This window comes from Ottowia flava (assembly GCF_008017535.1).
Classification (GTDB): Bacteria; Pseudomonadota; Gammaproteobacteria; order Burkholderiales; family Burkholderiaceae_C; genus Ottowia; species Ottowia flava.
On record NZ_VRUA01000003.1, the window covers coordinates 236,334 to 257,698 of the forward strand.

The 21,365-nt window shown below is 65.4% G+C and carries 23 protein-coding genes; 5 read left to right on the plus strand and 18 right to left on the minus strand.

Annotated features, from left to right (window positions below):
- Window positions 1-82 precede the first annotated feature (82 nt).
- The 4 genes from FVQ98_RS05300 (at window position 83) to FVQ98_RS05315 (ending at window position 3,447) form a co-directional block, all read left to right on the plus strand.
- Window positions 83-1,309, plus strand: a complete 1,227-nt coding sequence (locus tag FVQ98_RS05300; protein WP_147912384.1) for an MFS transporter — start codon at window positions 83-85, stop codon at window positions 1,307-1,309.
- 89 nt (window positions 1,310-1,398) lie between these two features.
- On the plus strand, window positions 1,399-1,998 hold the full coding sequence (locus tag FVQ98_RS05305) for a DUF1415 domain-containing protein (protein WP_147912385.1): 600 nt from the start codon (window positions 1,399-1,401) through the stop codon (window positions 1,996-1,998).
- Between the two features lie 34 nt (window positions 1,999-2,032).
- The gene (locus tag FVQ98_RS05310) at window positions 2,033-2,473 is read left to right on the plus strand and encodes a DUF2007 domain-containing protein (protein WP_147912386.1); all 441 of its coding nucleotides are present in this window, start codon (window positions 2,033-2,035) and stop codon (window positions 2,471-2,473) included.
- Window positions 2,470-3,447, plus strand: a complete 978-nt coding sequence (locus tag FVQ98_RS05315; RefSeq protein WP_147912387.1) for a class I SAM-dependent methyltransferase — start codon at window positions 2,470-2,472, stop codon at window positions 3,445-3,447. Before FVQ98_RS05310 ends, FVQ98_RS05315 begins: the two co-directional genes overlap by 4 nt.
- Before the next feature lie 102 nt (window positions 3,448-3,549).
- Here the strand turns inward: FVQ98_RS05315 and FVQ98_RS05320 are convergent, their stop codons facing one another.
- The 11 genes from FVQ98_RS05320 to hemA all read right to left on the minus strand — a co-directional run bounded on the left by FVQ98_RS05320 (window position 3,550) and on the right by hemA (window position 15,333).
- A complete protein-coding gene (locus tag FVQ98_RS05320; protein WP_147912388.1) occupies window positions 3,550-4,014 on the minus strand; it encodes a BON domain-containing protein in 465 nt (154 codons plus the stop codon).
- A 181-nt stretch (window positions 4,015-4,195) separates the two neighbouring features.
- Complete coding sequence (prmC, locus tag FVQ98_RS05325) at window positions 4,196-5,056, minus strand: peptide chain release factor N(5)-glutamine methyltransferase (protein WP_255507636.1); 861 nt, start codon at window positions 5,054-5,056, stop codon at window positions 4,196-4,198.
- 95 nt (window positions 5,057-5,151) lie between these two features.
- Window positions 5,152-5,586, minus strand: a complete 435-nt coding sequence (locus FVQ98_RS05330) for a BON domain-containing protein (RefSeq protein WP_147912389.1) — start codon at window positions 5,584-5,586, stop codon at window positions 5,152-5,154.
- Window positions 5,587-5,687: 101 nt separating this feature from the next.
- The gene (gene prfA / locus FVQ98_RS05335; protein WP_147912390.1) at window positions 5,688-6,770 is read right to left on the minus strand and encodes a peptide chain release factor 1; all 1,083 of its coding nucleotides are present in this window, start codon (window positions 6,768-6,770) and stop codon (window positions 5,688-5,690) included.
- Between the two features lie 88 nt (window positions 6,771-6,858).
- On the minus strand, window positions 6,859-7,299 hold the full coding sequence (locus tag FVQ98_RS05340) for a type IV pilin protein (protein ID WP_147912391.1): 441 nt from the start codon (window positions 7,297-7,299) through the stop codon (window positions 6,859-6,861).
- Between the two features lie 13 nt (window positions 7,300-7,312).
- Complete coding sequence (locus tag FVQ98_RS05345) at window positions 7,313-10,804, minus strand: pilus assembly protein (protein ID WP_458329478.1); 3,492 nt, start codon at window positions 10,802-10,804, stop codon at window positions 7,313-7,315.
- 173 nt (window positions 10,805-10,977) lie between these two features.
- Complete coding sequence (locus tag FVQ98_RS05350; RefSeq protein WP_147912393.1) at window positions 10,978-11,763, minus strand: pilus assembly PilX family protein; 786 nt, start codon at window positions 11,761-11,763, stop codon at window positions 10,978-10,980.
- A gap of 11 nt (window positions 11,764-11,774) precedes the next feature.
- On the minus strand, window positions 11,775-12,641 hold the full coding sequence (locus FVQ98_RS05355) for a PilW family protein (RefSeq protein ID WP_147912534.1): 867 nt from the start codon (window positions 12,639-12,641) through the stop codon (window positions 11,775-11,777).
- 81 nt (window positions 12,642-12,722) lie between these two features.
- Window positions 12,723-13,364 carry a type IV pilus modification protein PilV gene (gene pilV, locus FVQ98_RS05360; protein WP_147912394.1) on the minus strand — a complete coding sequence of 214 codons (642 nt, stop codon included), beginning with the start codon at window positions 13,362-13,364 and terminating at the stop codon, window positions 12,723-12,725.
- 5 nt (window positions 13,365-13,369) lie between these two features.
- Complete coding sequence (locus FVQ98_RS05365) at window positions 13,370-13,948, minus strand: GspH/FimT family pseudopilin (RefSeq protein WP_147912395.1); 579 nt, start codon at window positions 13,946-13,948, stop codon at window positions 13,370-13,372.
- A gap of 119 nt (window positions 13,949-14,067) precedes the next feature.
- The gene (gene hemA, locus FVQ98_RS05370; protein ID WP_147912396.1) at window positions 14,068-15,333 is read right to left on the minus strand and encodes a glutamyl-tRNA reductase; all 1,266 of its coding nucleotides are present in this window, start codon (window positions 15,331-15,333) and stop codon (window positions 14,068-14,070) included.
- Window positions 15,334-15,405: 72 nt separating this feature from the next.
- Between hemA and FVQ98_RS05375 the strand changes: the two genes are divergently transcribed.
- Complete coding sequence (locus FVQ98_RS05375; RefSeq protein WP_147912397.1) at window positions 15,406-15,684, plus strand: hypothetical protein; 279 nt, start codon at window positions 15,406-15,408, stop codon at window positions 15,682-15,684.
- 99 nt (window positions 15,685-15,783) lie between these two features.
- On the opposite strand, the gene ugpQ is transcribed toward FVQ98_RS05375, so the two are convergent.
- From ugpQ to FVQ98_RS05410, 7 genes are all read right to left on the minus strand, one after another.
- The gene (gene ugpQ / locus FVQ98_RS05380; protein ID WP_147912535.1) at window positions 15,784-16,530 is read right to left on the minus strand and encodes a glycerophosphodiester phosphodiesterase; all 747 of its coding nucleotides are present in this window, start codon (window positions 16,528-16,530) and stop codon (window positions 15,784-15,786) included.
- Window positions 16,531-16,543: 13 nt separating this feature from the next.
- A complete protein-coding gene (locus FVQ98_RS05385) occupies window positions 16,544-17,575 on the minus strand; it encodes a zinc-binding dehydrogenase (protein ID WP_147912398.1) in 1,032 nt (343 codons plus the stop codon).
- An 80-nt stretch (window positions 17,576-17,655) separates the two neighbouring features.
- A complete protein-coding gene (gene ugpC / locus FVQ98_RS05390) occupies window positions 17,656-18,687 on the minus strand; it encodes a sn-glycerol-3-phosphate ABC transporter ATP-binding protein UgpC (protein WP_147912399.1) in 1,032 nt (343 codons plus the stop codon).
- Window positions 18,688-18,735: 48 nt separating this feature from the next.
- Window positions 18,736-19,086: a hypothetical protein gene (locus FVQ98_RS05395; protein WP_187265632.1), complete on the minus strand. Its 351-nt coding sequence runs from the start codon at window positions 19,084-19,086 to the stop codon at window positions 18,736-18,738.
- Entirely contained in the window at window positions 19,083-19,937 is an 855-nt protein-coding gene (ugpE, locus tag FVQ98_RS05400) for a sn-glycerol-3-phosphate ABC transporter permease UgpE (protein ID WP_147912401.1), read from the minus strand. Before ugpE ends, FVQ98_RS05395 begins: the two co-directional genes overlap by 4 nt.
- A gap of 2 nt (window positions 19,938-19,939) precedes the next feature.
- A complete protein-coding gene (gene ugpA, locus FVQ98_RS05405; protein ID WP_147912402.1) occupies window positions 19,940-20,821 on the minus strand; it encodes a sn-glycerol-3-phosphate ABC transporter permease UgpA in 882 nt (293 codons plus the stop codon).
- A gap of 184 nt (window positions 20,822-21,005) precedes the next feature.
- On the minus strand, window positions 21,006-21,299 hold the full coding sequence (locus tag FVQ98_RS05410) for a GNAT family N-acetyltransferase (protein WP_147912403.1): 294 nt from the start codon (window positions 21,297-21,299) through the stop codon (window positions 21,006-21,008).
- Between the last annotated feature and the right edge of the window lie 66 nt (window positions 21,300-21,365).

The window sequence follows — 21,365 nt, forward strand, 5'->3', positions numbered from 1 at the left end:
GGCATCTTCCTCCTCCCCGTTGCGGCAGTAGCGCGACGCCACTGTGGCCGCACCGCGATCCTTGCGCCAGAAAGCCCTTGCGATGAACTCCCCCGCCGCGGCCAGCACCGGCCCCTCGCCACGCAGCAGCGGCGCTGCGTGGATCGTCATCCTGGCCGGCGTCAGCGCGGCACTGCACGTGGGCAAGCTGCCGCCCGCCATCCCAGCGCTGCAGGCCGAACTGGGCCTGACCCTGGTGCAGGCCGGCTTTCTGTTGTCGCTGGTGCAACTGGCGACCATGGCGCTGGGCATCGTGGCCGGGCTGCTGGCCGACGGTATCGGGCTGCGCCGCTGTGTCCTGATCGGCCTTTGCGTGCTGGTGCTGGCCGGCGCGGCCGGCGGTTTCATGCACAGCGCGACCGGGCTGCTGGTGCTGCGCGCGGTCGAAGGCGTGGGCGTGTTGCTGGTCACGGTGCCGGCGCCCAGCCTGGTGCGGCGCAACGTGCCGCCGTCGCAGCTGACGCGCATGCTGGGCTTCTGGGGCGCCTTCATGCCCTTCGGCACGGCGACCGCGCTGCTGCTGGGGCCGGCGGTGATTCCCTGGGGCGGCTGGCCGGGCTGGTGGTGGCTGGTGTCGGCGTTTTCCTTGGTGATGGCGATCTGGGTCTGGCGCGCCGTACCGGCGGACGCCCGGGCCAGCACGGGCGCACCGGGCGGTGCGGGCGTGCCGTGGCCCGCGCGCCTGCGCAGCACGGTGGCCAGCGTCGGCCCCTGGCTGGGCGCGCTCACCTTTGCCGTGTATTCGGCCCAGTGGCTGGCGGTGATCGGCTTTCTGCCATCGCTGTACCAGCAGGCGGGCTGGGGCGGCGCGCGCGGTGCGGTGCTGACCGCCGGCGTGGCGGGCGTCAACATCATCGGCAACGTGCTGGCCGGGCGCCTGCTGGCGCGCGGCGTGCCGGCGCAGCGCTTGCTGTGGGCGGGCTTTGGCGCGATGGCGCTGGGCGCGGTGCTGGCGTTTTCCGACCTGACGGCCGGCAGCGCCGTGCTGCGTTACGCGGGCGCGCTGCTGTTTTCAGCCATCGGCGGGCTGATCCCCGGCACGCTGTTCGGCCTGGCGCCGCGCCTGGCGCCGGGCGAACACAGCATCGCCACCACCGTCGGGCTGATGCAGCAACTGTCGGCCGTGGGCCAGGTCGGTGGCCCGCCGCTGGCCGCTTGGCTGGCCGGGCAGGTGGGCGGCTGGCAGCTGACCTGGGCGATGACCGGTGCCTGCTGCGTGGCCGGCGCGCTGCTGGCCGCGCTGATCGGGCAGCGCCTGCGGCGTTCGTAGTCAAATAGGCCGGTAGCGCTACAACCACCTGCGCGACCAGCTATGGTTTTAAGAGTAAGCGGGCAGCCAAGACAAGGCACAATAGCGGCATGACCGCTGCCACCGCTGCCCCCTTGGACGACGACGCCCTGCGCGCCGCCGTCATCGCCGACACCCAGCGCTGGCTGGAGCGCGCGGTGATCGGCCTGAACCTGTGCCCCTTCGCCAAGGCGCCGGCCGTTAAAGGGCAGGTCCACTACGCCGTCTGCCTGTCGCCCGAGCCCGAAGCGCTGCTGCTGCAGCTGCAAGATGAGTTGAACGCGCTGGCCGACGCCGACCCCGAAGAGCGCGAAACCACGCTGCTGATGGTGCCGCGCCAGATGGCCGACTTTCTGGCCTTCAACGATTTCCTGGACGCAACCGACGCCATGCTGGAAGACCTGGGTCTGGAAGGCGAGTTGCAGGTCGCGCCCTTTCACCCGCACTTTCAGTTTGACCGCACCGAGCCTGACGACATCGGCAATGCGACCAACCGCTCGCCGTACCCCACACTGCACCTGCTGCGCGAAGAAAGCATCGACCGCGCGGTGGAGGCCTTCCCTGAGGCCGAAGAAATCTTCGAAGGCAACATCGCCAAGCTGGAAAAGCTGGGCGCCGCCGGCTGGGCCGCGCTGGACGTGGGCCCCAGCGTGCCCGAGGACCAGCGCTGAAGCGCGTCTCCACGACAACCAAAAACACCGCGCCATGTGGACCACCGTGCACCGCGAGATCAGCCCTTGGGACGCGCACATCGTCGCGGGCATGCTGCAGGCCGAGGGGCTGACGCCTTTTCTGCATTCGGTGCAACACGTGGGCGCCTACTGGCCGATGTCGCTCATGCTAGGCATGGTGCGTGTGCAGGTGCCGCTGGCCGAAGCCGAGGCCGCGCGCGCCGTGCTGCAGGCCTGGCGTGAGGGCGAGTTTGATGCCGCGCTGAGCGCCGAACAGGCACTGCCCGGCGACGTGTACTGCCCGCGGTGCGCCATCTACCGATGGCGGTGGGGCCGGGATGGCTGGGCGAGCGCTTTGGCGACCTTGTGCTGGGGCTTCGGCTGCGTGTTTCCGCCGCCACCGACAGGCCGGCGTTGCACCCATTGCGGCCTGCGCCAGACCCTGGCCGAGATGGATGAAGGGACGCCCGCATGAATACGCCGACCCGCAAAGAACACCGAAACCCTACAAAAACAGGAGCTGACCGCGCAGGTGGTTCTAAGGCCGCAGGCCCAAAAGATGCTGAATCGGTGGTGCGCGCCGAATTGCGGCCCGGCCAGTCGATCGAGCTGCTGAAAGCCCTGCACATCCTGACGCGCGACGGGCGAATGAACCAGGATTCGCGCCGCAAGCTCAAGCAGGTTGACCACCTGGTGCAGTTCATCGAAAAGCAGATCGCCGAGCTGACGCCGCACGCGGGTGAGCTCACGCTGGCCGACCACGGCGCGGGCAAGTCCTACCTGGGCTTCATCCTGTACGACCTGTGCCTGAAGGACGCGGGCAGCGGGCGCGTGTTCGGCATTGAAACGCGGGCGGAGCTGGTGGAGCGTTCACGCGCGCTGGCGGACCAGCTGGGCTTTGCGCGCATGGACTTTTTGGCCATCAGCGCCGCCGATTCGGCGCACGACGCCGCGCTGCCCGAGCGCATTGACGTGGTCACGGCGCTGCACGCCTGCGACACCGCGACCGACGACGCCATCGCCTTTGGTCTCGCCAAGCAGGCCCAGGCGATGGTGCTGGTGCCCTGCTGCCAGGCCGAGCTGGCCGCCGGCCTGCGTCAGAACAAGGCGCTGCAGCTGTCGCGCACGCCGCTGGCCGAGCTGTGGCGCCACCCGCTGCACACGCGCGAAATGGGCAGCCAGCTGACCAACGTGCTGCGCTGCCTGTACCTGGAATCGCAGGGCTACAGCGTCACCGTGACCGAGCTGGTGGGCTGGGAACACAGCCTGAAAAACGAGCTGATCATCGCCCGCTGGACCGGCCAGAAGAAGCGCAGCGCGGCCGAGCGGCTGAAAGCGTTGCTGGCGGAGTTTGGCCTGCAGGGGCTGCTGCCGCTGCGTTACCGGCGGCTGGCGGAGGCGGCGCCGGGTGCGAAGGACGGCGCGCTGGCGGCGGACGAGCCGAAGTAAAGCTGGCCGCCCTGCTTTGACGGCGGCGCGAGTATCCAAAGTCGACGCGCCAAAGCGAAAACGCCCGCAGCGCAGCGGGCGTTGGTTCGTGGGGCGCTGCGCTCAGTGCGTGGCGAGGCGGTTTTCGACTTCACGCACACCCGGCACGCGGCGGGCGGTGTCGATCGCCAGGCCGAACGCGGGCTGACCGGCGATCGGCGTGCCGCTCAGGCGGATCACGCCCGCGCTGGGCGATTCGACCAGGATGCTGGTGCCCAGCCGCCGGTCGGCGCGGAAGGCGGCCTGCACGCGCCGCACCAGATCTTCACGCTGGTAGGTGCCGACCCGGTTGTAGTCTTCGGTGGCCTGCTCGGGGGTGCGGCCGCCGGGGTAGCGGCCATCCGGGTAGCGGCGCTGGTCGGGATAGCGGCCATCGGGATAGTAGCGCCCATCGGGGTAACGGCCGTCGGAATAGCGCCCATCCGGGTAGTAGCCACCGTCACCGTAATAGCCATCGGAGGCGCAGGCGGACAGCAGCGTGGCGGCGGACAGGGCCAGCACGGTGGGGATGAACAGGCGGCGGGGCATGGCTTTTTCCTCTCGGGAACAGGGTGTTTGGCATTCATATTACGCGCGAGCCCCGACCCGCGCCGTCAGCCGGCGCCGACAAATCGCGGATCGGCGCGGCGGGTGTGACTTAGGGCTCGAAATTGTGACGCTGGGCCGCGGCACGCAAGGCGTGGGCAAGCGGAAGAGCCGCGTTGGCCCGTCAGGCGCCGGGCCAGCGCCCGCCGGAGCAGCGTTCCACCCCGCCCAGGTCGTGCCTCGACTGCACTTCGGCAAAGCCCGCCAGTTGCAGCAGACCCCGCACCGCCATGGCCTGGTCCCAGCCGTGTTCCAGCAGCAGCCAGCCGCCCGGGCGCAGGTGCGCGGGCGCGTGGGCGACGAGGTGGCGCAGGTCGTCCAGCCCATCGGCGCCGCTGACCAGCGCCGCGCGCGGCTCGTGCGCCAGCGCAGGCAGGTGGGCGTCGCCCTCGGCGATGTAGGGCGGGTTGCTCAGCACCAGGTCGAACCGCTGCCCCGCCACGGGCGTGAACCAACTGCCGTGGTGCAGCGCAACGGGCAGGCCCAGCCGATCGGCGTTGGCGCGCGCGACGGCCAGGGCGTCAAGGCTGGCGTCGACGGCGGACACGCGCGCCTGCGGCCGCTGCTGGGCGACGGCCAGGGCGATGGCGCCGCTGCCCGTGCCCAGGTCCAGCACGTCGGCCGCGGCGCCCGGCGGCAGCAGGCTGAGCGCCCAGTCGACCAGGGTTTCGGTGTCGTCGCGCGGGTCCAGGACGCGCGCGTCGACCTGCAGCGTCAGCCCGTGGAAGGCCTTGTGGCCGACCAGGTAGGCGATGGGCTCGCCGTTTAAGCGCCGCGCGGCCAAGGCCGGCAGCCGGTCGGCGGCAGACGCGGGCAGGGCGTCGCCATCGTGCGTCAGCAGCCAGGCGCGGGCGTGCGTGGGTTGGCCCAGCACGTGCAGCAGCAGCATCTGCGCCTCCCGCCGCGGCAGGCCGTCGTCCGCCAAGCGGCGCAGGGCGTCGGCCACCGTGGCCGGGGGGGCTGATTCGGTGTGCAGGTTACTCACAAAAATATAGCTGCCTGCGCAGATGGTTGTAGGGCGCAGGGCTGAATTGGCTTAAAAAACCTATGCTGGGCGACGAGCGGCGTGCCCTGAGGCCATCAGGGCGCGGTCAGCCGGTCGACCACGTTGGTGACGCCGGTCACGCTGCGCGCGGTCTGCACGGCCAGTTGCCGTTCGTTGGGCGACGGCACGCGCCCGCTCAGCACGATCAGGCCGCCCTCCAACCCTTCGACCTGCACGCCCGCCAGGCTGGGCTGCGCGGCCAGGGCGCTGCGCACCCTGTCGGCCACGCGCTGCGAGCCGGCGGTCGAGCCCGACACGCCGTCAAACACCTGGGGCGCCTTGCTCAGGTCGGGCACCGGGATCTCGATGCGCTGCGGCGTCGCGCCCCAGGGCGTGCCGCCCGTGCAGCCGGCCAGCAGCAGGGCGAGCGCACCCGCGGCGGCGCAGGCCAGAGGCGCTCGGGCGCGGCGGCGAGCCGCGCGGGGCAGGATGACGGTGGATGGGCGAGACAGCAACTTCGGCTCACGCATGGGGAAACTCCATTCTTTCAACCGCCGTTCTGCGCCGGGCGGCGGCAGCGTCGGCGTGCAACGCAGCGCCCATGATAGGGTGCGGCGGTGGCCAAGGCACGTCAGGCGTTGACTTCCAGTTCGGCCATCAATTCGGCCTCGCGCGCGCCGCGCAGGGCGTTCACCACGTCCTGCAGGTCGCCTTCCATGATCAGGCCCAGCTTGTACAGCGTCAGGTTGATGCGGTGGTCGGTCAGGCGGCCCTGGGGGAAGTTGTAGGTGCGGATGCGGTCGCTGCGGTCGCCGCTGCCGATCAGGCCCTTGCGCGTCGCCGCTTCCTTCGTCATGCGCTCGGTGCGCTCTTTTTCTTGTAGCCGCGCCTGCAATACCCGCAAGGCCTGCGCCTTGTTGGCGTGCTGGCTGCGGCCGTCCTGGCATTCGGCCACGATGCCGGTGGGCAGGTGCACCACGCGCACGGCGGAATCGGTCTTGTTGATGTGCTGGCCGCCCGCGCCACTGGCGCGGAAGGTGTCGATGCGCAAGTCGGCCGGGTTCAGCGTGATCGCCTCGGCCTCGTCGGGTTCGGGCATCACCGCAACGGTGGCCGCGCTGGTGTGGATGCGGCCCTGGGTCTCAGTAGCGGGCACGCGCTGTACCCGGTGGCCACCCGACTCGAAGCGCAGCTTGCCATAGACGTCGTCGCCTTCGATGCGCAGCACCAGTTCCTTGTAACCCCCCAACTCGGCCGGCGATTCGCTCATCACCTCCACGCGCCAGCCCTGGATGGCGGCGTAGCGCGTGTACATGCGCGCCAGGTCGCCCGCGAACAGCGCCGATTCGTCACCACCGGTGCCCGCACGAATCTCCACGAAGGCAGGGCGCGCGTCGTCCGGGTCCTTGGGCAGCAGCATGCGCTGGAGGTCGGCGTCCAGTTCCGTCAATTCGGCTTCGCTGGCGGCGATCTCCTCGCGCGCCATGTCGGCCATGTCGGGGTCGCCTAGCATGTCCTGCGCCGCCGCCAGATCGGCCTCGCGCTGCTGAAACCGCGCCCAGCGCTCGGCCACGGCCGAAACCTCCGTGTGCTCGCGCGACAGCTTCATGAACTGCGCCATGTCGGCCATGATGTCCGGGCGGGTGAGGAGAAAGTTCAGCTCGCTCAGGCGCTCGGCGTAGCGGAATAGTTGAGAACGGAGAGACGGCGTCATGGACGAAAAAACCGGCGATGTCGCCGGTTTTCATTATTCGGTCAGCAGTTTACGTGTGCAAACATTCTGACATGGCGGCATGCGCCACTCATTTGCCCCAGCAATCTGGGTTATAGCCTGAGGCACCCGACAATTTGCCGTTCGCGCCTCGGACTCCGGTGTTCGAAAGCGTATAGATCCCGCATTTGTCGCCAGCCTGCGGTCCCGGATTCTTGGGCGTCGCTGTCAGTGTGAATGCGGCACTGGTATTGCCACTCGCGAAACCAATCGTGTACCGCTTCGCCGAGTCAGTTCCCCAAGTCAAGGAGGCAGGCAAGCTGGTTGGGTAGACGCCTGTCGCTGTCGACGCGCGTTCCAGCCATTGCTGAGCTTGTAACAAGCCAGCCCGAGCATCGGCACGATGTCCGCGGCGGACGTATTCTGAATAGCTTGGCAGAGCAATCGCTGACAGGATGGCCACTATGGCGACGACGATCATCACCTCGATGAGTGTGAAACCTCCCGCTTGCTTGTTCATTTGCACGGTCATTCAAGTTTCTCCTTCACTTCACCTGGCGCCAGCTTGGACGGAGCGCCTGCTCTGGCATCCGGGCCAGTGCTTCCTTCTGGCTTTTCGCATTGATGTCCAGCATGCGGTCGCGGCTTTTAGCGATAAGGTTGTGCGAACCTTTGAGCACGCGCACACGTGACACACCACCGTCGGCGGAGTTGAACAGTCCGTCGTTGTTGGCGTCGACCAATTGCACCGATGGCCGCTTGCCGTCCATGATGTTGAGCAGCGTGCGGTACTGCACCTCGTCTTTAGGCATTGTGGCGGAGCAGCTTTCGGTGTTGGCGTCGACTTCGTCGGAGCCCTTGGCCGGCACTTGCGAATAGACGACCAGCAGATTGGTGTTGTCGTAGCGCTCCATGTTTTTCAGCAGGCGCTCGCCGGTGGCCGGCAAATCCATGTACCACCCGTTGTGGTTGGACCAGGTGCTCATGTCGAGCACGTCCTTCTCGTCCACTCTTCCGCCAGTGCTGACATCAGTGATCTTGCGTTCGGCCAATTTGGCAGCGGTCACTCCCGTCCCGAGCGCCGCTGGCGCGGGAATCTTCTTGGCTGAATCCCCAGGGTGCACTTCCAGACGCTTACCCTTGCCAGAGATGGTTTTTACTTTATAACGTGTGTTGTCCAACACCGAGTAAAGGGTCTGCACCAACACATCAGTAGGGTCGGTCGTCGTGACGTTGCGGCCGGTGCCAAAGGCCACCATGACCCCACCCACAGACCGCGTGCTGGTGACACCGGAGGCCGTCACCGTCATCATTCGGTCATTGGCCACGACCGTTGGGGCAACGGTGATCGGTTGCGCATTGGGGCGTGTGGTGGCACCTAGCGATGAAGGCCCTGTGGCAGTGAACAACGGGCTGCCGCTGAAGGCCACTTTCCATTTGGTGGCGTCGTAGTCGGTCAAATCGAACTTCCACAAGTTGCCCAAGTTGTCTCCCGCATACGCGACGTCTGAGCGGCCGTCGCCGTTCAGATCCAACAGTCGCGGGGCAGACAGCCCATTGTCTTTGGCCAGACCGGTCCCAATCGTGGGAGGGGCGCTGACCGTCCCTGCGACGGGCAGTCGCAACAATTCCCTGTCCCCATCCAGGTATTGGATCAGCAGCACTGGCCGCTGGTTAGTGCTGTTGTAGCCGTTGCCAAGTACGACGGCCCAACGATTGTTGTTCATCCGCGTGATCTGGCTGGTGCGCATTATGTTGGTTTCGTCCAGCACAGGCAGAGCGGTGATCAGGCCGATGTCCCGGTCTTCCTCCACCGCCGTCAGGCAGGCGGCTTTCGCTGCTCCGCTCATGGCTGCGCAGTCCGGTGCCGCCTCGCTGGCACCTCTCGTACGGTCGAGTTTTACCAGTTGTCGTGCGCTGTCTTCAGCAAATCCTGGAACGCCGTCTGGGTTGGGGCCCGCGCCGGGATTGGTGACATCCAGCACAAAATACCCCTTACCGCCGGCGCCCAGCGTGCCAACAAGCAAAGTACGCCAGTCGGGGGTGTTGGTAGTGTCGTCGTAGCCCGAATCGTCGCTGTCCTGTACGCCCGTACTCATGTCGACGTCCCCGGTCATTGGCGAGCCATCTACATAATACTTGTGCGAATAACCAGGGCCTGCCAGAGCGGGAAGGCTGGCGATGACGCCACGGGGCACATAGGCAATCTTCTCGCTGCCGTCAGTGGCCGAAAAGCCGTGGAGCATGCCGTCGTTACCGCCCACGTAGATCATCGGCTCGCGCGCTGCGTTGTTGCGAACAAAGGCCGTGTAGCCTTTGCGGGTGTAACCACTGGCGGGTGCGCCGGTGTACCACACGTTGGAGTTGACGATGTCGCCCTGCCGGCTCTGACGCACGCGGAACGGCTTGGTTGTGGTGGTGCCCTCTTGACTTCGGTTACCACGAATGTAGTTCACGATGGCTTGGCCGCTGGTGGCCACGGGCGTGCTGCCAGCGAGGCCCAGCGTGGATTTTTGCGTTGCGCTTAAGTACGTGGCGTCATTGGCCCATTTGAACGATACGCCGCCCTTGTAAGGTTGGCCAGTGGCACCCAACCAAGCGTCGCTCCAACTCAGGATCAGGCGGTTGGTATTGACCTGTGCGTCTGTCAGATCGTCCAGCTTGTCTGCCGTGTTCTTGTTGGCCCACGTAGCGGTAGGAGTAGTAGACCCGTCGTTCAGAACCGTTTCAGCAGTGACAAAGCCCTTCCAGGCTTTCTTGGGCTCGTAGTTGCCGGTGAACTTGCCAACGTCGTTGCGCGAGACGTTGGAACCGCTGGCTGCGGTTGAGGTGGTGTCGGGCTCGGTTTCAACGTTGATCGCGCCGATGATGGCCCGGAACGCTGCCTTCAAATCCTCGCCTTTTTCTACGGCGTAGAACTGCCCTCGGCCGTTGAGGGCCGAGTGCCACATGTCTTGGCCTCTATCCGTGCTGGCTTTCCAGACGTAAGTGCCATTGGCATAGTCAGCCAGGTTGCCATCGTAGCCATAGGGCAGTGTGGAAGACGGCGCAGTCATGCCCGCACTGGTCCCATTGGGTCTGTAATTTTTTGTGGGCAATGCGGCGCTGCTAAAACCGATGGTGAACGTCACCATGTGAGGCCAAGTCGCCGGGTTGTAGCGAGGATTCCAGAACTTGTTTAGCGTCGCGTTTGCACCGCTGACACGATTGGTGAAAGTCTCAGTAGCGGGTGCGTCACGGTACTCGTTCGAGGGATCAGGAGACCCGACCAGTCCGGAAGTCTTCAACGCGGTCGACCAACTGTAGAACGCCCAGTCGGCCAGGACGGAGTGGGTCGTGTTGTAATTGCCAGGAACGGAGTCCTTGTCTCGGTAGAGTTGAGTTTGCGCCGAATTGATGTCGTAGACCGTGCCATCGGGCAAGGCGAGAGTTACGCCATCGTAGTTCAGCGGGCTGGTGCTCTGATAAGTTGCAGGGTTGTTCCATCCGCCGTCAGTCAGCAGGATGTGGTAGTTGCGTCGGCAACCAAGGTAGTCGCCGGCTGGACCGCCGGGCACCGTTGCCCAGGGGCCATTTGGGCTGAGGGGAGCGCGCATGTATTCGTCGGCGCGTTGCACCATAAGGTGCGACGGCGTATTTCCGCTCGCCGTAAAGTTGTTCATGAACGTCAGAAAGTTGGTGCGGTGGGCACCTGAAAGCGGACGCATGAGGTTTCGGTTGACCGTGGTCGCCGAGGTGCTCGCTGACGCGGCAGCAGTGCTTAGCTGCGTCACCCACTGCTGACCACCCACTTTGGTTTTGTCATTCATGGTTTGCCAAGCGAGTCGAATTTTGCCTTCGGGCAGCAGCGTGGTGTCGTTGAAGACCTCGGTAACCGCGTTTTTCAACACCTCGTAACGCTTTCCTAGATAGGTGCCATTGGCAGAGTACATACCGCTGCTCCCATCGCTCATACTGCCCGAGTCGTCCAACGACAGAATCACGTTGGGCGCCACGTAAGGGGTGATCGTTCCAGGTGGGGCGGTGGTCAGCGTCAAGGCCCAGGCGGCGTGCGGTGCCAGCACGGCGCCTGCGGCAAGAGCCAGCAAGCTTTTGCGGAAACGGGGGGGGTGTTGAGAGTTGAAGGACATCATTTGGCTCCCGTCGGACGAGTCAGTTCTTATGGTCAATTGGTCAGGTCGGTGAAGACAAGCAGGCGCTCGGGAATCGGTCAATCCTTGAGGCGTTGAGGCGCATAGGTTTCCTGCAACACCACCATCGTGTTGGCTTTGCGGCCATAGGCGAGCGCGGTGATGCGGTACACCACGCTCGGCGTCAGGTTCAGCGGAAGTCGATTGGCAGCACCGGCGGTGGAGTCAGTGATCAGGGCTGCAGTCTTGCTGCTTTCGTCGTAGGGCAGCACTTCGATCCAATACCAGCCGCCTCGATCGTTGGCGGAACGGTCGGCCAGAATCGGGTTGGCAGGCGCACTATCGCTGGATTCGAAGGCGGCACCCGTAAATTGGCCGTAACGCGCGCCGACGTTCTCTACGGCCAATTGAGACAATCTGAATTCACCAGCATTCAAGGTTGTTGAGGCAGTGGTGTTCCAGAAGTCCTGCCGGCCGGCACGCTTAAGGCAGAGCCCTTTCGCGCAGCGTGTGGGCTGGTTTTCCAGCGCAGCCAAAAGAGCGCTCACTTCTTTGGCTTCCAGCGGAATTTGGTAGGGGGGGGCTTTGCGGCACAGATCACCGGCGCAGTAGCCAGTGAGGGGATAAGGTTGGCCGTCAGCGTATTCGCCCCGAATGTCGAGTTCGGCGTCCTGGAGCAGAGCTTGGGCAGCCTCAAAGGCGCGCTGGTAGTCGGCGTCGTTGCCGACGACCATTTCGTTGAATAGCGAGGTGCGCGACGCCCACAATGCCAACAGCATGGAAAGCATCACGAACACCAACACGACAAACAGCGCTACGCCGCGCTGGCGGTGGGCAGACACGTGGAAGGGCTTGACAAGATTCATGGCGCCGCCTCTCACACCAGCCCCTGGCTGCGCAACTGAAACACGTTACGGAATACCAAATGCATGCGCTTGGCGCGTGTGCCGGTCAGCGTGGTCATGTCCACCTTAGTGCTGCCGTCGCAATCGGTGTATTTGCTGCCTGCAGGCATGTCGATGGCTTCGTGCCCGTAAAGCACCAGGCAAACCTCCACGCCTTGCACCCGGCCCCAGTTGGTGCCGACCGCGGAGGCGTCCACGTAGCGGATGGTCGGGCTGCCGAGTGTGCTGGTCGCGTCCTGTACCAAATAGCGCACCCTGAAATTCGCGACGTTCTGGATGACGGCCTGCGCTGCCAGACCGTTGCCAGCGCAAGTCAGCTGGTTGCTGCTGTCCACCTGAAAAACGCTGGAGACCAACTGATGTTCAAAGGTTGTCTCGGTGGAAGTGTCGCTAGGGCCGCCCATGCAATTGCGCGCTAAGGTCATGGCTTTGCTGTCGACAAAGACGTTCTGTTGGTCACGGGCGAAGCCGACGGTGAGTGTATTGTTGGTGCCGCTGAACAAGGCGGCCGGTTGGCCAAGGTCGAAGGGGCGCGCTTTTGCTGTGTCAGTTTTTGTCTCGAAAGCTACTGGTGCCAAAAGCTTTTCGGCAGCGGTGGCGGTGCTCGTGGTCACAGGATTGAGGTCAAGGCGGACCGAGCCGGCTTGGCGCAACTGCGCGCCGATGACGCGCAGCGCATATGCGGCCTGCTGCTGGATGCCGCTGGCGTCGCTGACGGTGCCGGAGACACCGCGCGAGACCATCAAAGCCCCTGCGGCAACGGCGACCACCAACAGACCGATGGCGATACCCACCATCAGTTCAATCAGCGTGATACCCCGCTGCGCACGCCGGCGCATGATTGATTTTGCTGGGGCTTTTTGTGGCAAACGCAACCGTGAGTCAGTGCTGATTGCTATGATTTTTGAGGTTTTCATCGCTCAGCCCCCTGCGCAGTAGTACAGCGGCGTACTACCGCCAGCACCGAGATAAGGCGCGCATCGCGCGGCCAACGGGATATATTGCAGGTGACAGATACGACCGGTGGGGCAACTGACAGTGCCTCCGTCGGCAGCCGCGTTGAGGCTGGCGGTGTAATCGGTGTCAGCGCTTTTCTCGTTCTCGCGCCAACTGAGCATGACACCCAGTTGACGCCGGTTGTTGGTGCTGCTGCTGTCGCCAGGGGCAACAAATACGTTGGCATCGGCCAAGGGAAGGCTGATTTCGACCAGGCGTTTCCATTCGCGTATGTCGTAGGCAGCAAACTGGGCGGTACTGCAAGCGGTGCTGGTGCACAGCGTGCCAGCCTGTTGCGTGCGCGGTGCGGCAGTGGTGGTGTCGGCCTCCCAGCCTATGACGTAGGCGTTCAGGTTGGCCAGCGAATTGGGCTGGACCCGGATGCGCTCGCTCAGATCTTCAATCAGCCGAACCGCCTGTGCTCGGCGGACGGTGGTCTGCGTGTCGGTCAGGGTGCGCATCTGCACGCCCAAAACGCCAAGGATGCCAAGTGCGGCAACCAAGATGGCGATCAATGACTCGATCAAGGTCAGGCCGCGTTGGCGGTGCCGGAGGGGAGAGGACATGGATTTCAGCCGTCGGTGCACGGTGTTTGCTCTGAGGGAATAACCCGGACTCGGCCGCCGGAGCTCATACAGACGCCGAGAGTGGCGGGGTCGTTCGCGCCGCTGTTTTCAGGTTTCAGGGTGAAGCCGAGCCACTGCCCGGGCATACCCCAACGGTCGAACGAGATGCTGGCGCCATTGCTGGTACGCACGACCTCCATCTTGGCGGGAGCGTCGAAGCGCTGCAGAACAGGTTCGCTGCTGGTGCAAGCTTTATTGCCGTTGGTGTCCTCGCAGATATACCAGCCACAATGCCATTCTTGCGTCGTGGGCGCGGTGCAGCCATTGATGCTGCCTAGCTTCTGCAGCACCACGTTGCCACCGCGCTTAATGGCTTCGGAGCGGGCGAAGTAGATCGCCGATTGAAGCCCCTCTGTGGCGGAACGCACGCGCCAGCGCTCGATCAGCGGCTTGAAGCTCGGCGCGGCTAAGGCGGCGAGAATGGCCAAGATGGAAACGACCACCATCAGCTCGATGGCAGTGAAGCCACGAACACGCTGATCGTGATACTCCAGCGTGCCGGACGAAGTGGAAAAAGGATGCATGTTCGCATCCTAGGTGGTGTCTTCCTCTAGGGCATCTGTTGTCGGACCGGCGGAGTCGTCAAGACTGACGAGCGGCGCCGATCAAGATTCGCTACGTGAAGAATTTCACAGATGGGGGGCTATCGCCGCAGGAACAGGCGCTCAATCGCCAGCGCAGCGATCTCTCGCGAATCGGTCGTCGAGGCACTCAGCTCCGCCATCGCCCCATGCAGCATTTTCTGCGTCAGCCCACGTGACAGGGCTTCAAGCACTGCGTCGATGTCTTCACCCTTGGCCAGGCGCTTGCGGGCGCGGGCGATTTCGGTGGCGCGCCAAGTGTCGGCCTTGGCGTTGAGCTGCTGGATGAGGGGAACCACGCCACCCTGCGGGTCCCGCTGATCGACCCAGTGCATGAAGCTTTGGACACCGGCGTCGATGATGGCTTCGGCCTGTGCCACGGCGGCCTGACGGTTGGCCTGGCCGGTGTGGACGACCTGAGCGAGGTCGTCGACGGTGTACAGGTACACGTCGTCCAGGGCTTTGACTTCGACCTCGATGTCGCGCGGAACGGCCAGATCGACCATAAAGATTGGACGATGGCGGCGTTTTTTCAACGCGCGTTCGACGGCGCCCAAGCCGATGATGGGCAACTGGCTGGCGGTGCAGCTGACGATGGCGTCGAATTCGTGCAGGCGCTCGGGCAGATCGGCTAGGCGCAGCACCTCGGCGCCAAAGCGGTTGCCCAGCTTTTCACCGCGCTCCAGCGTGCGGTTGGCGATGGCGATGGATTTGGGGTTGCGCGCGGCAAAATGGGTCGCGGCCAGCTCGATCATCTCGCCGGCGCCGACGAACAGCACGCGAATCTGGGTCAGGTCTTCAAACAGGTTGCTGGCCAGGCGCACGGCCGCGGCGGCCATGCTGATGGAATGCGCGCCGATTTCGGTGGACGACCGCACCTGTTTGGCCACGGCAAAGCTGCGCTGAAACATCTGGTTCAGCGTCGTACCCAGCGCGCCGGCTTCCTCGGCGGCGCGCACGGCGCTTTTCATCTGGCCAAGAATCTGCGGCTCGCCCAGCACCATGCTGTCCAGCCCGCTGGCAACGCGGAAGGCGTGGCGGGCGGCCAAGCCGTCGTGCAGCACGTAGGTGTGGTCGCGCAGGGCGTGGGTGGGCACGTCGCCGGCCTGGGCCAGCCAGTGCAGGGTGTGGTCGAAATCGGGGCTGTCGGACGCGCAGTACACCTCGGTGCGGTTGCAGGTGGACAGGATGGCCGCTTCGGGGTGCTGCGGGTGCGCCTTGCGCAGTACGCTTAAAGCGGGCGCCATTTGGTCGAGCGCGAACGCAAACCGCCCGCGCAAATCGAGCGGAGCGGTGTTGTGGTTGAGTCCCAATGCCCAGACGGCCATGGCCCGATTATAAAATTGACCACCACCCCACGTGTGAGCGACCGCTTGCAAGCTTGACCCGCATCAAGAACCATGGATTTCGCCGACCTGTTCTGGCATTTGGCCGGCTTTGCTGCCCCCGCGCTGGTGCTCGGGCCGGCGCTGGCCTTGATCAGTAAGATTTTCTGGCGAAAAACGCCTTCGGCCCTAGGGCTGCCTGCGCAGGCAGCTATCAACTTTGGAGTCTGTCTGGCCGTGTTGGTGTTCGGTCTGGTGCTGACCGGGCGCGACGGCCGTGTCGTGACCTACGGGGCGATGGTGCTGGCCGCAGCGGCCTGCCAGGCGTGGTGGCTGCGACGCGGTCGGCGCTGACCTGGCGCTTCCGCCGCCAACTGAGCGAGCCACGCTGCAAGGCCAGCGACCGTCGCGCGGCGGCTGGTCTGTCCCAGCCTTCCTGCTCGCCGGTCGCTCTCAGCCCGGCGCGAACAGGTCGACCCGGTCCGTGACGATGCCGTCCGTGCCCAGCGCGATCAGGCGCTGGGCGGCCCATTCGTCGTTCACCGTGTAACTCAGCGCGCGCCACCCGACGGCGTGCACGCGGTCGACCAGCGCGGCGTCCCACAGCGCGTGGTTGCAGACGATGGCACGGCAACCCAGCTGTGTGGCGACGCCCTGCCAGCCGTCCCACAGCGTGTCCAGCAGCAGCCCACGCGGCAGCTGCGGCGCGGCCTGGGCGGCCGCCTGCAGGGCGTCGGGCCGGAAAGATGTGAGCAAGGGCGGCACCGCGGCCCCTCGCCACCAGCGCGCCGCGGCCCCGGCCACGGCGCGGCCGGTTGCGGCTTCTTGGCCGGGCGTGGGCTTGATCTCGACGTCCAGGTGCAGTCTGTTGGCGATGCACCAGCGCGCGAGGTTGGCGAAGCTGGGGATCGGCTCGCCGGCGCAGGCGCGCGAATGCCAGCTGCCCGCGTCCAGCTGGGCCAGTTCTGCCCAGGGCTGGTCGCCGGCGGTGCCGTGGCCGTTGGTCGTGCGCTCCAGCGTGCTGTCGTGCAGCAAAAAGGGCACGCCGTCGGCCGACAGCTTCACGTCGCATTCGGCCATGCGGTAACCGTGCTGCGCGCCCAGGCGAAAGGCGGCCAAGGTGTTTTCAGGCGCCAGCTTGCCGGCGCCGCGGTGGGCAATCCAGAACGGGTAGGGCCAGTCGGGCAGCGCGGGCATCATGGGCAACGCGACGTCAGGCGATCGCCAGCGCGATCTTGCCGAACTGCTCGCCCGATTCCAGGCGGCTCAGCGCGGCATGCACGTCATCCAGCGCATAACTTTGCTCGATCACCGGGCGCACGTCGTGGCGCTGGCAGAAGGCCAGCAGATCGTGCAGCTCCGACAGATTGCCCAGCGTCGAGCCCAGCACCTGCAGCTGGCGGATGAACAGGCGGCGCAGGTCGGCGCCGGGTTGGTCGCCGCTGGTGGCGCCGCAGGTGACCAGGCGGCCGCCGCGCACCAGCGCCTTCATGGCGGCGGGCCAGACGGCTTCGCCCACGTTTTCAAACACCACGTCCACGCCGCGCCCGCCGGTGGCGGCCAGCGCGGCCTTGGCCACGTCTTCCTGGCTGCTGTCGATCACGTGGTCGGCGCCCAGCGCGCGCGCCTGCGCCAGCTTGCCGGCGTGGCGCGAGGTGACGATGACGCGCGCGCCCAGCGCCTTGGCCAGCTGCAGCCCGGCCAGCGACACGCCGCCGCCGATGCCGAACACCAGCACCGTCTCCCACGGCTTCAGGCGCGCCTGCGTGACCAGCATGCGCCACGCCGTCAGGTGATTCACGCCCAGGGCCGCGCCTTCGGCAAACGACCAATCATCGGGCAGCGGAACGGCGTTGCGCGCAGGCGCGCAGACGTAATCCGCAAAGGTGCCGTCGCGGTGTTCGCCCAGCAGCTGGTAGCGCGTGCACAGCACGTCGTCCCCGCGCAGGCAGAACTCGCAGCGCCCGCACGACACACCCGGGTACAGCAGCACGCGCTGGCCCGGGCGCAACGAGGGTTCATCCGCGCCCACTTCGTCGATCACGCCCGCGCCGTCCACCCCCATGGTCTGCGGAATGCTGTGGGTGATGCCGGCGCCGCTGTCGCGCATGTACAGGTCGACGCGGTTCAGCGTGGCCGCGTGCAGGCGCACGCGCACTTCGCCCGGCGCGCGCTGGGGCAAGGGGCGTTCGCCCACGGCGACGACCTCGTTGCCGCCGTGGCCGGTCAGGTACGCAGCTTTCATAAGGAAATTGGCCTCCAAGCCTACAACCACCTGCGCAGTCAGCTATTAAATAAATAGTATCTGCACGGGCGAGGCGCGTTTCAACGCTCGACCCGCGTGCCGCTGTCGGCGTCGAACCAGTGCACGCGGTCGTCCAGCGGTGCCACCAGCAGGGTGTCGCCCAGCGCGGGTGGCGCTTCGGTCTCGTTCATGCGCAGGATGGCCCATTCGCCGCCGCCGTTCTCGCTGCCACCCAGGTAGCCGTAGATCAGCCGCTCGGCGCCCAGCATCTCGATGGTTTCGACGCGCATGCGCCAGCCGTCCGATGCGACCACGCGCAGATGCTCGGGGCGCACCCCCAGGAAGCGCCCTGCCGGCACGCCCGGTGCTTCCTTCAGCAGGTTCATGGGCGGCGCACCGATGAAGCCGGCGACAAACGTGGTCGCCGGGCGGTGGTACACCTCTTCCGGCGTGCCGAACTGCTCCATGCGTCCGGCGTTCATCACCATCATGCGTTCGGCCAGCGTCATGGCCTCCACCTGGTCGTGCGTGACGAACAGGCTGGTGATGCCCAGCTCGCGGTGCAGCTTCTCGATCTCCAGCCGGGTCTGCGCGCGCAGCTTGGCGTCCAGGTTGGACAGCGGCTCGTCAAACAAGAACACCTGCGGCTGGCGAACGATGGCGCGGCCCATGGCCACACGCTGGCGCTGCCCGCCCGACAGCTCGCGCGGCTTGCGCTCCAGCAAGTGCCCCAGTTCCAGAATGGCCGCGGCCTTGTCCACGCGCGCCTTGATCTCGGCAGCCGGCACCTTCTTGATCTTCAGACCGTAGGCCATGTTGTCGAACACGCTCATGTGCGGGTAGAGCGCGTAGTTCTGGAACACCATGGCGATGTCGCGCTCGGCCGGCTCCAGGTGGTTGACCACCCGGCCACCGATGCTGATGGTGCCGTCGCTGATCTCTTCCAGGCCCGCCACCATGCGCAACAGCGTCGATTTGCCGCAGCCCGACGGCCCGACGATGACAACGAACTCGCCGTCCTGCACCTCGGCCGTCACGCCATGGATGACCTGGTTGACCTTCTTGCCGGTGCCGTAGCGCTTGATGACGTTGTTGAATTCGATGGTGGCCATGGCGTTGGAACGGAAATCGGTGCGAAGTAGCTTATGTGGTGGCCGGCTTCAAGCGCGCCCGAAGGCAGCGCCCAGTTGCAGCAGGTAGACAGCGCCGAGCAGCAGAACTGCGCCCAGTGCCGCCAGCAGGCCGGACAGGAGCTTCCAGGCCCAGCGCATGGTGTGCGCGTAGTGCTGGCCGTAGCGCCAAGCCAGGGCGCAGAAGACCCAAGGCGACAGCAGCGCGACGAGGGCCAACACCGTCTCGCCACTCCAGATTGGTGCGATGTAGGCGGAAATCAGCAACAGTACGTACATGACCACGGGGATGGCAACCACCAGCAGCCAGCTGCGGCGCACGAACCTGGCCCGTCTTGCATCGGCCGAAGGATCGACCCGTGTGTCTTGCAGGGCCATCATTTCTCGGTGTCAACCAACCCTTTGACGAACCACTTCTGCATCAGGATCACCACCAGCGCCGGCGGAATCATGGCCAGCACGGCGGTGGCCATGACCACGTTCCATTCGACGTACACCTCGCCAAAGATGGCGCGCTTGATGCCCAGCACGATCGGGTACATGTCTTCGCTGGTGGTGGCGATCAGCGGCCACAGGTACTGGTTCCAGCCGTAGATGAACTGGATCACGAACAGCGCGGCCACGCTGGTTTTGGACAGCGGCAGCAGGATGTCCTTGAAAAAGCGCATCGGCCCGGCGCCGTCGATGCGGGCGGCTTCGGCCAGCTCGTCGGGCACGGTCAGGAAGAACTGGCGGAACAGGAAGGTGGCGGTGGCCGACGCGATCAGCGGCACCGTCAGGCCGGCGTAGCTGTTCAGCATTTTCAGGTCGGATACCACTTCGTAGGTGGGGCCGATGCGCACTTCCACCGGCAGCATCAGCGTGATGAAGATCAGCCAGAACACCAGCTCGCGGAAGGGGAAGCGGAAGTACACGATGGCGAACGCCGACAGCAGCGAAATGGCGATCTTGCCCAGCGCGATCACCATGGCGGTGACAAAGCTGACCCACAGCATGGGCCAGCCCGCGGCGATGGTGCCGCCGCCTTCCACCTTGCCGCCCCACAGCGCCAGCCGGTAGCTGTTGGCCATGTTGCTGCCCGGCAGCAGCGACATCGGGTGGCTGGTGGCGATCTGCGTGGCCGTCTGCGTGCTGGCGATGATCGCCAGGTAGACCGGGAAGGCGACGATCAGTACGCCCACGATCAGCACCGCGTGGGCGACGAAGTCCAGCACCGGGCGGCGTTCGATCATCATCAGTACTGCACCTTCTTTTCAACGAAGCGGAACTGGAACACCGTCAGTACGATGACGATCGCCATCAGCACGACCGACTGCGCGGCCGAGCCGCCCATGTCCAGGGCCTTGAAGCCGTCGTAGTACACGCGGTACACGAGGATGGCCGTTTCCTTGCCCGGGCCGCCGTGGGTGGCGGCATCGACGATGGCAAAGGTGTCGAAGAACGCATAGATCACGTTCATCACCAGCAGGAAGAAGGTGGTGGGCGACAGCAGCGGGAACACGATGGTCCAGAAGCGCCGCCAGGGCGAAGCGCCGTCGATGGTGGCGGCTTCGATCACCGCGTTGGGAATCGACTGCAGCCCGGCCAGGAAGAACAGGAAGTTGTAGGAAATCTGCTTCCACACCGCGGCCATCACGATCAGCGCCATGGCGTGGTTGGCGTTGAGCAGGTGGTTCCAGTTGAAGCCCATGGCCTGCAGCGCGTAGGCCAGCACGCCCCAGGGCGAGGCGAACATCATCAGCCACAACACGCCCGCGACCACCGGCGCCACGGCGTAGGGCCAGATCAGCAGCGTCTTGTACACCGTGGCGCCGCGCACCACCCGGTTGGCCATGACGGCCAGCAGCAGCGCGACGCAGATACCGACCACCGCCACCAGGATGGAGAAGACGGCGGTGATTTGGAAGGAATGCAGGTAGCTTTCGTCGGCGAACAGCCGCTCGAAATTGGCCATGCCGACGAATTCACGGCTGGTGCCGAAGGCGTCTTCCTGCAGCACGCTCTGGTACAGCGCCTGGCCGGCCGGCCAGAAGAAGAAGACCAGCACGATGGCCATCTGTGGCGCGACCAGCAGCCAGGGCAGCCAGGCGGATTTGAAGCGGACGCGCTTTTCCATGACGGACGATCATAGCGGCGCGCACCGCGCTCGCGTGCGACTGCGCATACGGGATTCACCCAGTGGCCGTGGGCGGCGCAATTCGGCGCTGCCGTACCGCTTGCGCGTCGATGGCGAAATCAGGAGACTATTGTTTTGATAGCTGCTTGCGCAGGTGGTTGTAGGGCAACGGGCTGCTTTTTCTCTAAACCGCCTGGCGGGTGGCACGCAGGTCGGCGTATTCGGGATGGCGGTCCAGGTAACCTGCGACAAAGCGGCAGGTTGCCAGCACGCGGTGCCCGTCGGCGCGGATGTCGGCCAGCACCGCCTTGATCAGCGCGCTGCCAACGCCGCGGCCTTCGTAAGCCGGCTCGACCACGGTGTGCGGTAGCTCGACCACGCCGTCCGGCAGATCGCGGTAGGCAGCAAAGCCCAGCAACTGGCCATCTTCGTGGATCTCGTAGCGCTGCAGCGCGTTGTTTTTGGTGACTTCAGGCATGGGCCTTCTCCTATGGTGTGTCGGGGCGGATGCGATGCCCCTGGCGCGGATGCGCAAGGCTAAAAC

Bases quoted from the DNA above. Each gene is read 5' to 3' on its own strand.
- FVQ98_RS05300 (WP_147912384.1), top strand. From the start codon at position 83: ATGAACTCCCCCGCCGCGGCCAGCACCGGCCCCTCGCCACGCAGCAGC.
- FVQ98_RS05305 (WP_147912385.1), top strand. From the start codon at position 1,399: ATGACCGCTGCCACCGCTGCCCCCTTGGACGACGACGCCCTGCGCGCC.
- FVQ98_RS05310 (WP_147912386.1), top strand. From the start codon at position 2,033: ATGTGGACCACCGTGCACCGCGAGATCAGCCCTTGGGACGCGCACATC.
- FVQ98_RS05315 (WP_147912387.1), top strand. From the start codon at position 2,470: ATGAATACGCCGACCCGCAAAGAACACCGAAACCCTACAAAAACAGGA.
- FVQ98_RS05320 (WP_147912388.1), bottom strand. From the start codon at position 4,014: ATGCCCCGCCGCCTGTTCATCCCCACCGTGCTGGCCCTGTCCGCCGCC.
- FVQ98_RS05330 (WP_147912389.1), bottom strand. From the start codon at position 5,586: ATGCGTGAGCCGAAGTTGCTGTCTCGCCCATCCACCGTCATCCTGCCC.
- prfA (WP_147912390.1), bottom strand. From the start codon at position 6,770: ATGACGCCGTCTCTCCGTTCTCAACTATTCCGCTACGCCGAGCGCCTG.
- FVQ98_RS05340 (WP_147912391.1), bottom strand. From the start codon at position 7,299: ATGACCGTGCAAATGAACAAGCAAGCGGGAGGTTTCACACTCATCGAG.
- FVQ98_RS05350 (WP_147912393.1), bottom strand. From the start codon at position 11,763: ATGAATCTTGTCAAGCCCTTCCACGTGTCTGCCCACCGCCAGCGCGGC.
- FVQ98_RS05355 (WP_147912534.1), bottom strand. From the start codon at position 12,641: ATGCGCCGGCGTGCGCAGCGGGGTATCACGCTGATTGAACTGATGGTG.
- pilV (WP_147912394.1), bottom strand. From the start codon at position 13,364: ATGTCCTCTCCCCTCCGGCACCGCCAACGCGGCCTGACCTTGATCGAG.
- FVQ98_RS05365 (WP_147912395.1), bottom strand. From the start codon at position 13,948: ATGCATCCTTTTTCCACTTCGTCCGGCACGCTGGAGTATCACGATCAG.
- hemA (WP_147912396.1), bottom strand. From the start codon at position 15,333: ATGGCCGTCTGGGCATTGGGACTCAACCACAACACCGCTCCGCTCGAT.
- FVQ98_RS05375 (WP_147912397.1), top strand. From the start codon at position 15,406: ATGGATTTCGCCGACCTGTTCTGGCATTTGGCCGGCTTTGCTGCCCCC.
- ugpQ (WP_147912535.1), bottom strand. From the start codon at position 16,530: ATGATGCCCGCGCTGCCCGACTGGCCCTACCCGTTCTGGATTGCCCAC.
- FVQ98_RS05385 (WP_147912398.1), bottom strand. From the start codon at position 17,575: ATGAAAGCTGCGTACCTGACCGGCCACGGCGGCAACGAGGTCGTCGCC.
- ugpC (WP_147912399.1), bottom strand. From the start codon at position 18,687: ATGGCCACCATCGAATTCAACAACGTCATCAAGCGCTACGGCACCGGC.
- FVQ98_RS05395 (WP_187265632.1), bottom strand. From the start codon at position 19,086: ATGATGGCCCTGCAAGACACACGGGTCGATCCTTCGGCCGATGCAAGA.
- ugpE (WP_147912401.1), bottom strand. From the start codon at position 19,937: ATGATCGAACGCCGCCCGGTGCTGGACTTCGTCGCCCACGCGGTGCTG.
- ugpA (WP_147912402.1), bottom strand. From the start codon at position 20,821: ATGGAAAAGCGCGTCCGCTTCAAATCCGCCTGGCTGCCCTGGCTGCTG.
- FVQ98_RS05410 (WP_147912403.1), bottom strand. From the start codon at position 21,299: ATGCCTGAAGTCACCAAAAACAACGCGCTGCAGCGCTACGAGATCCAC.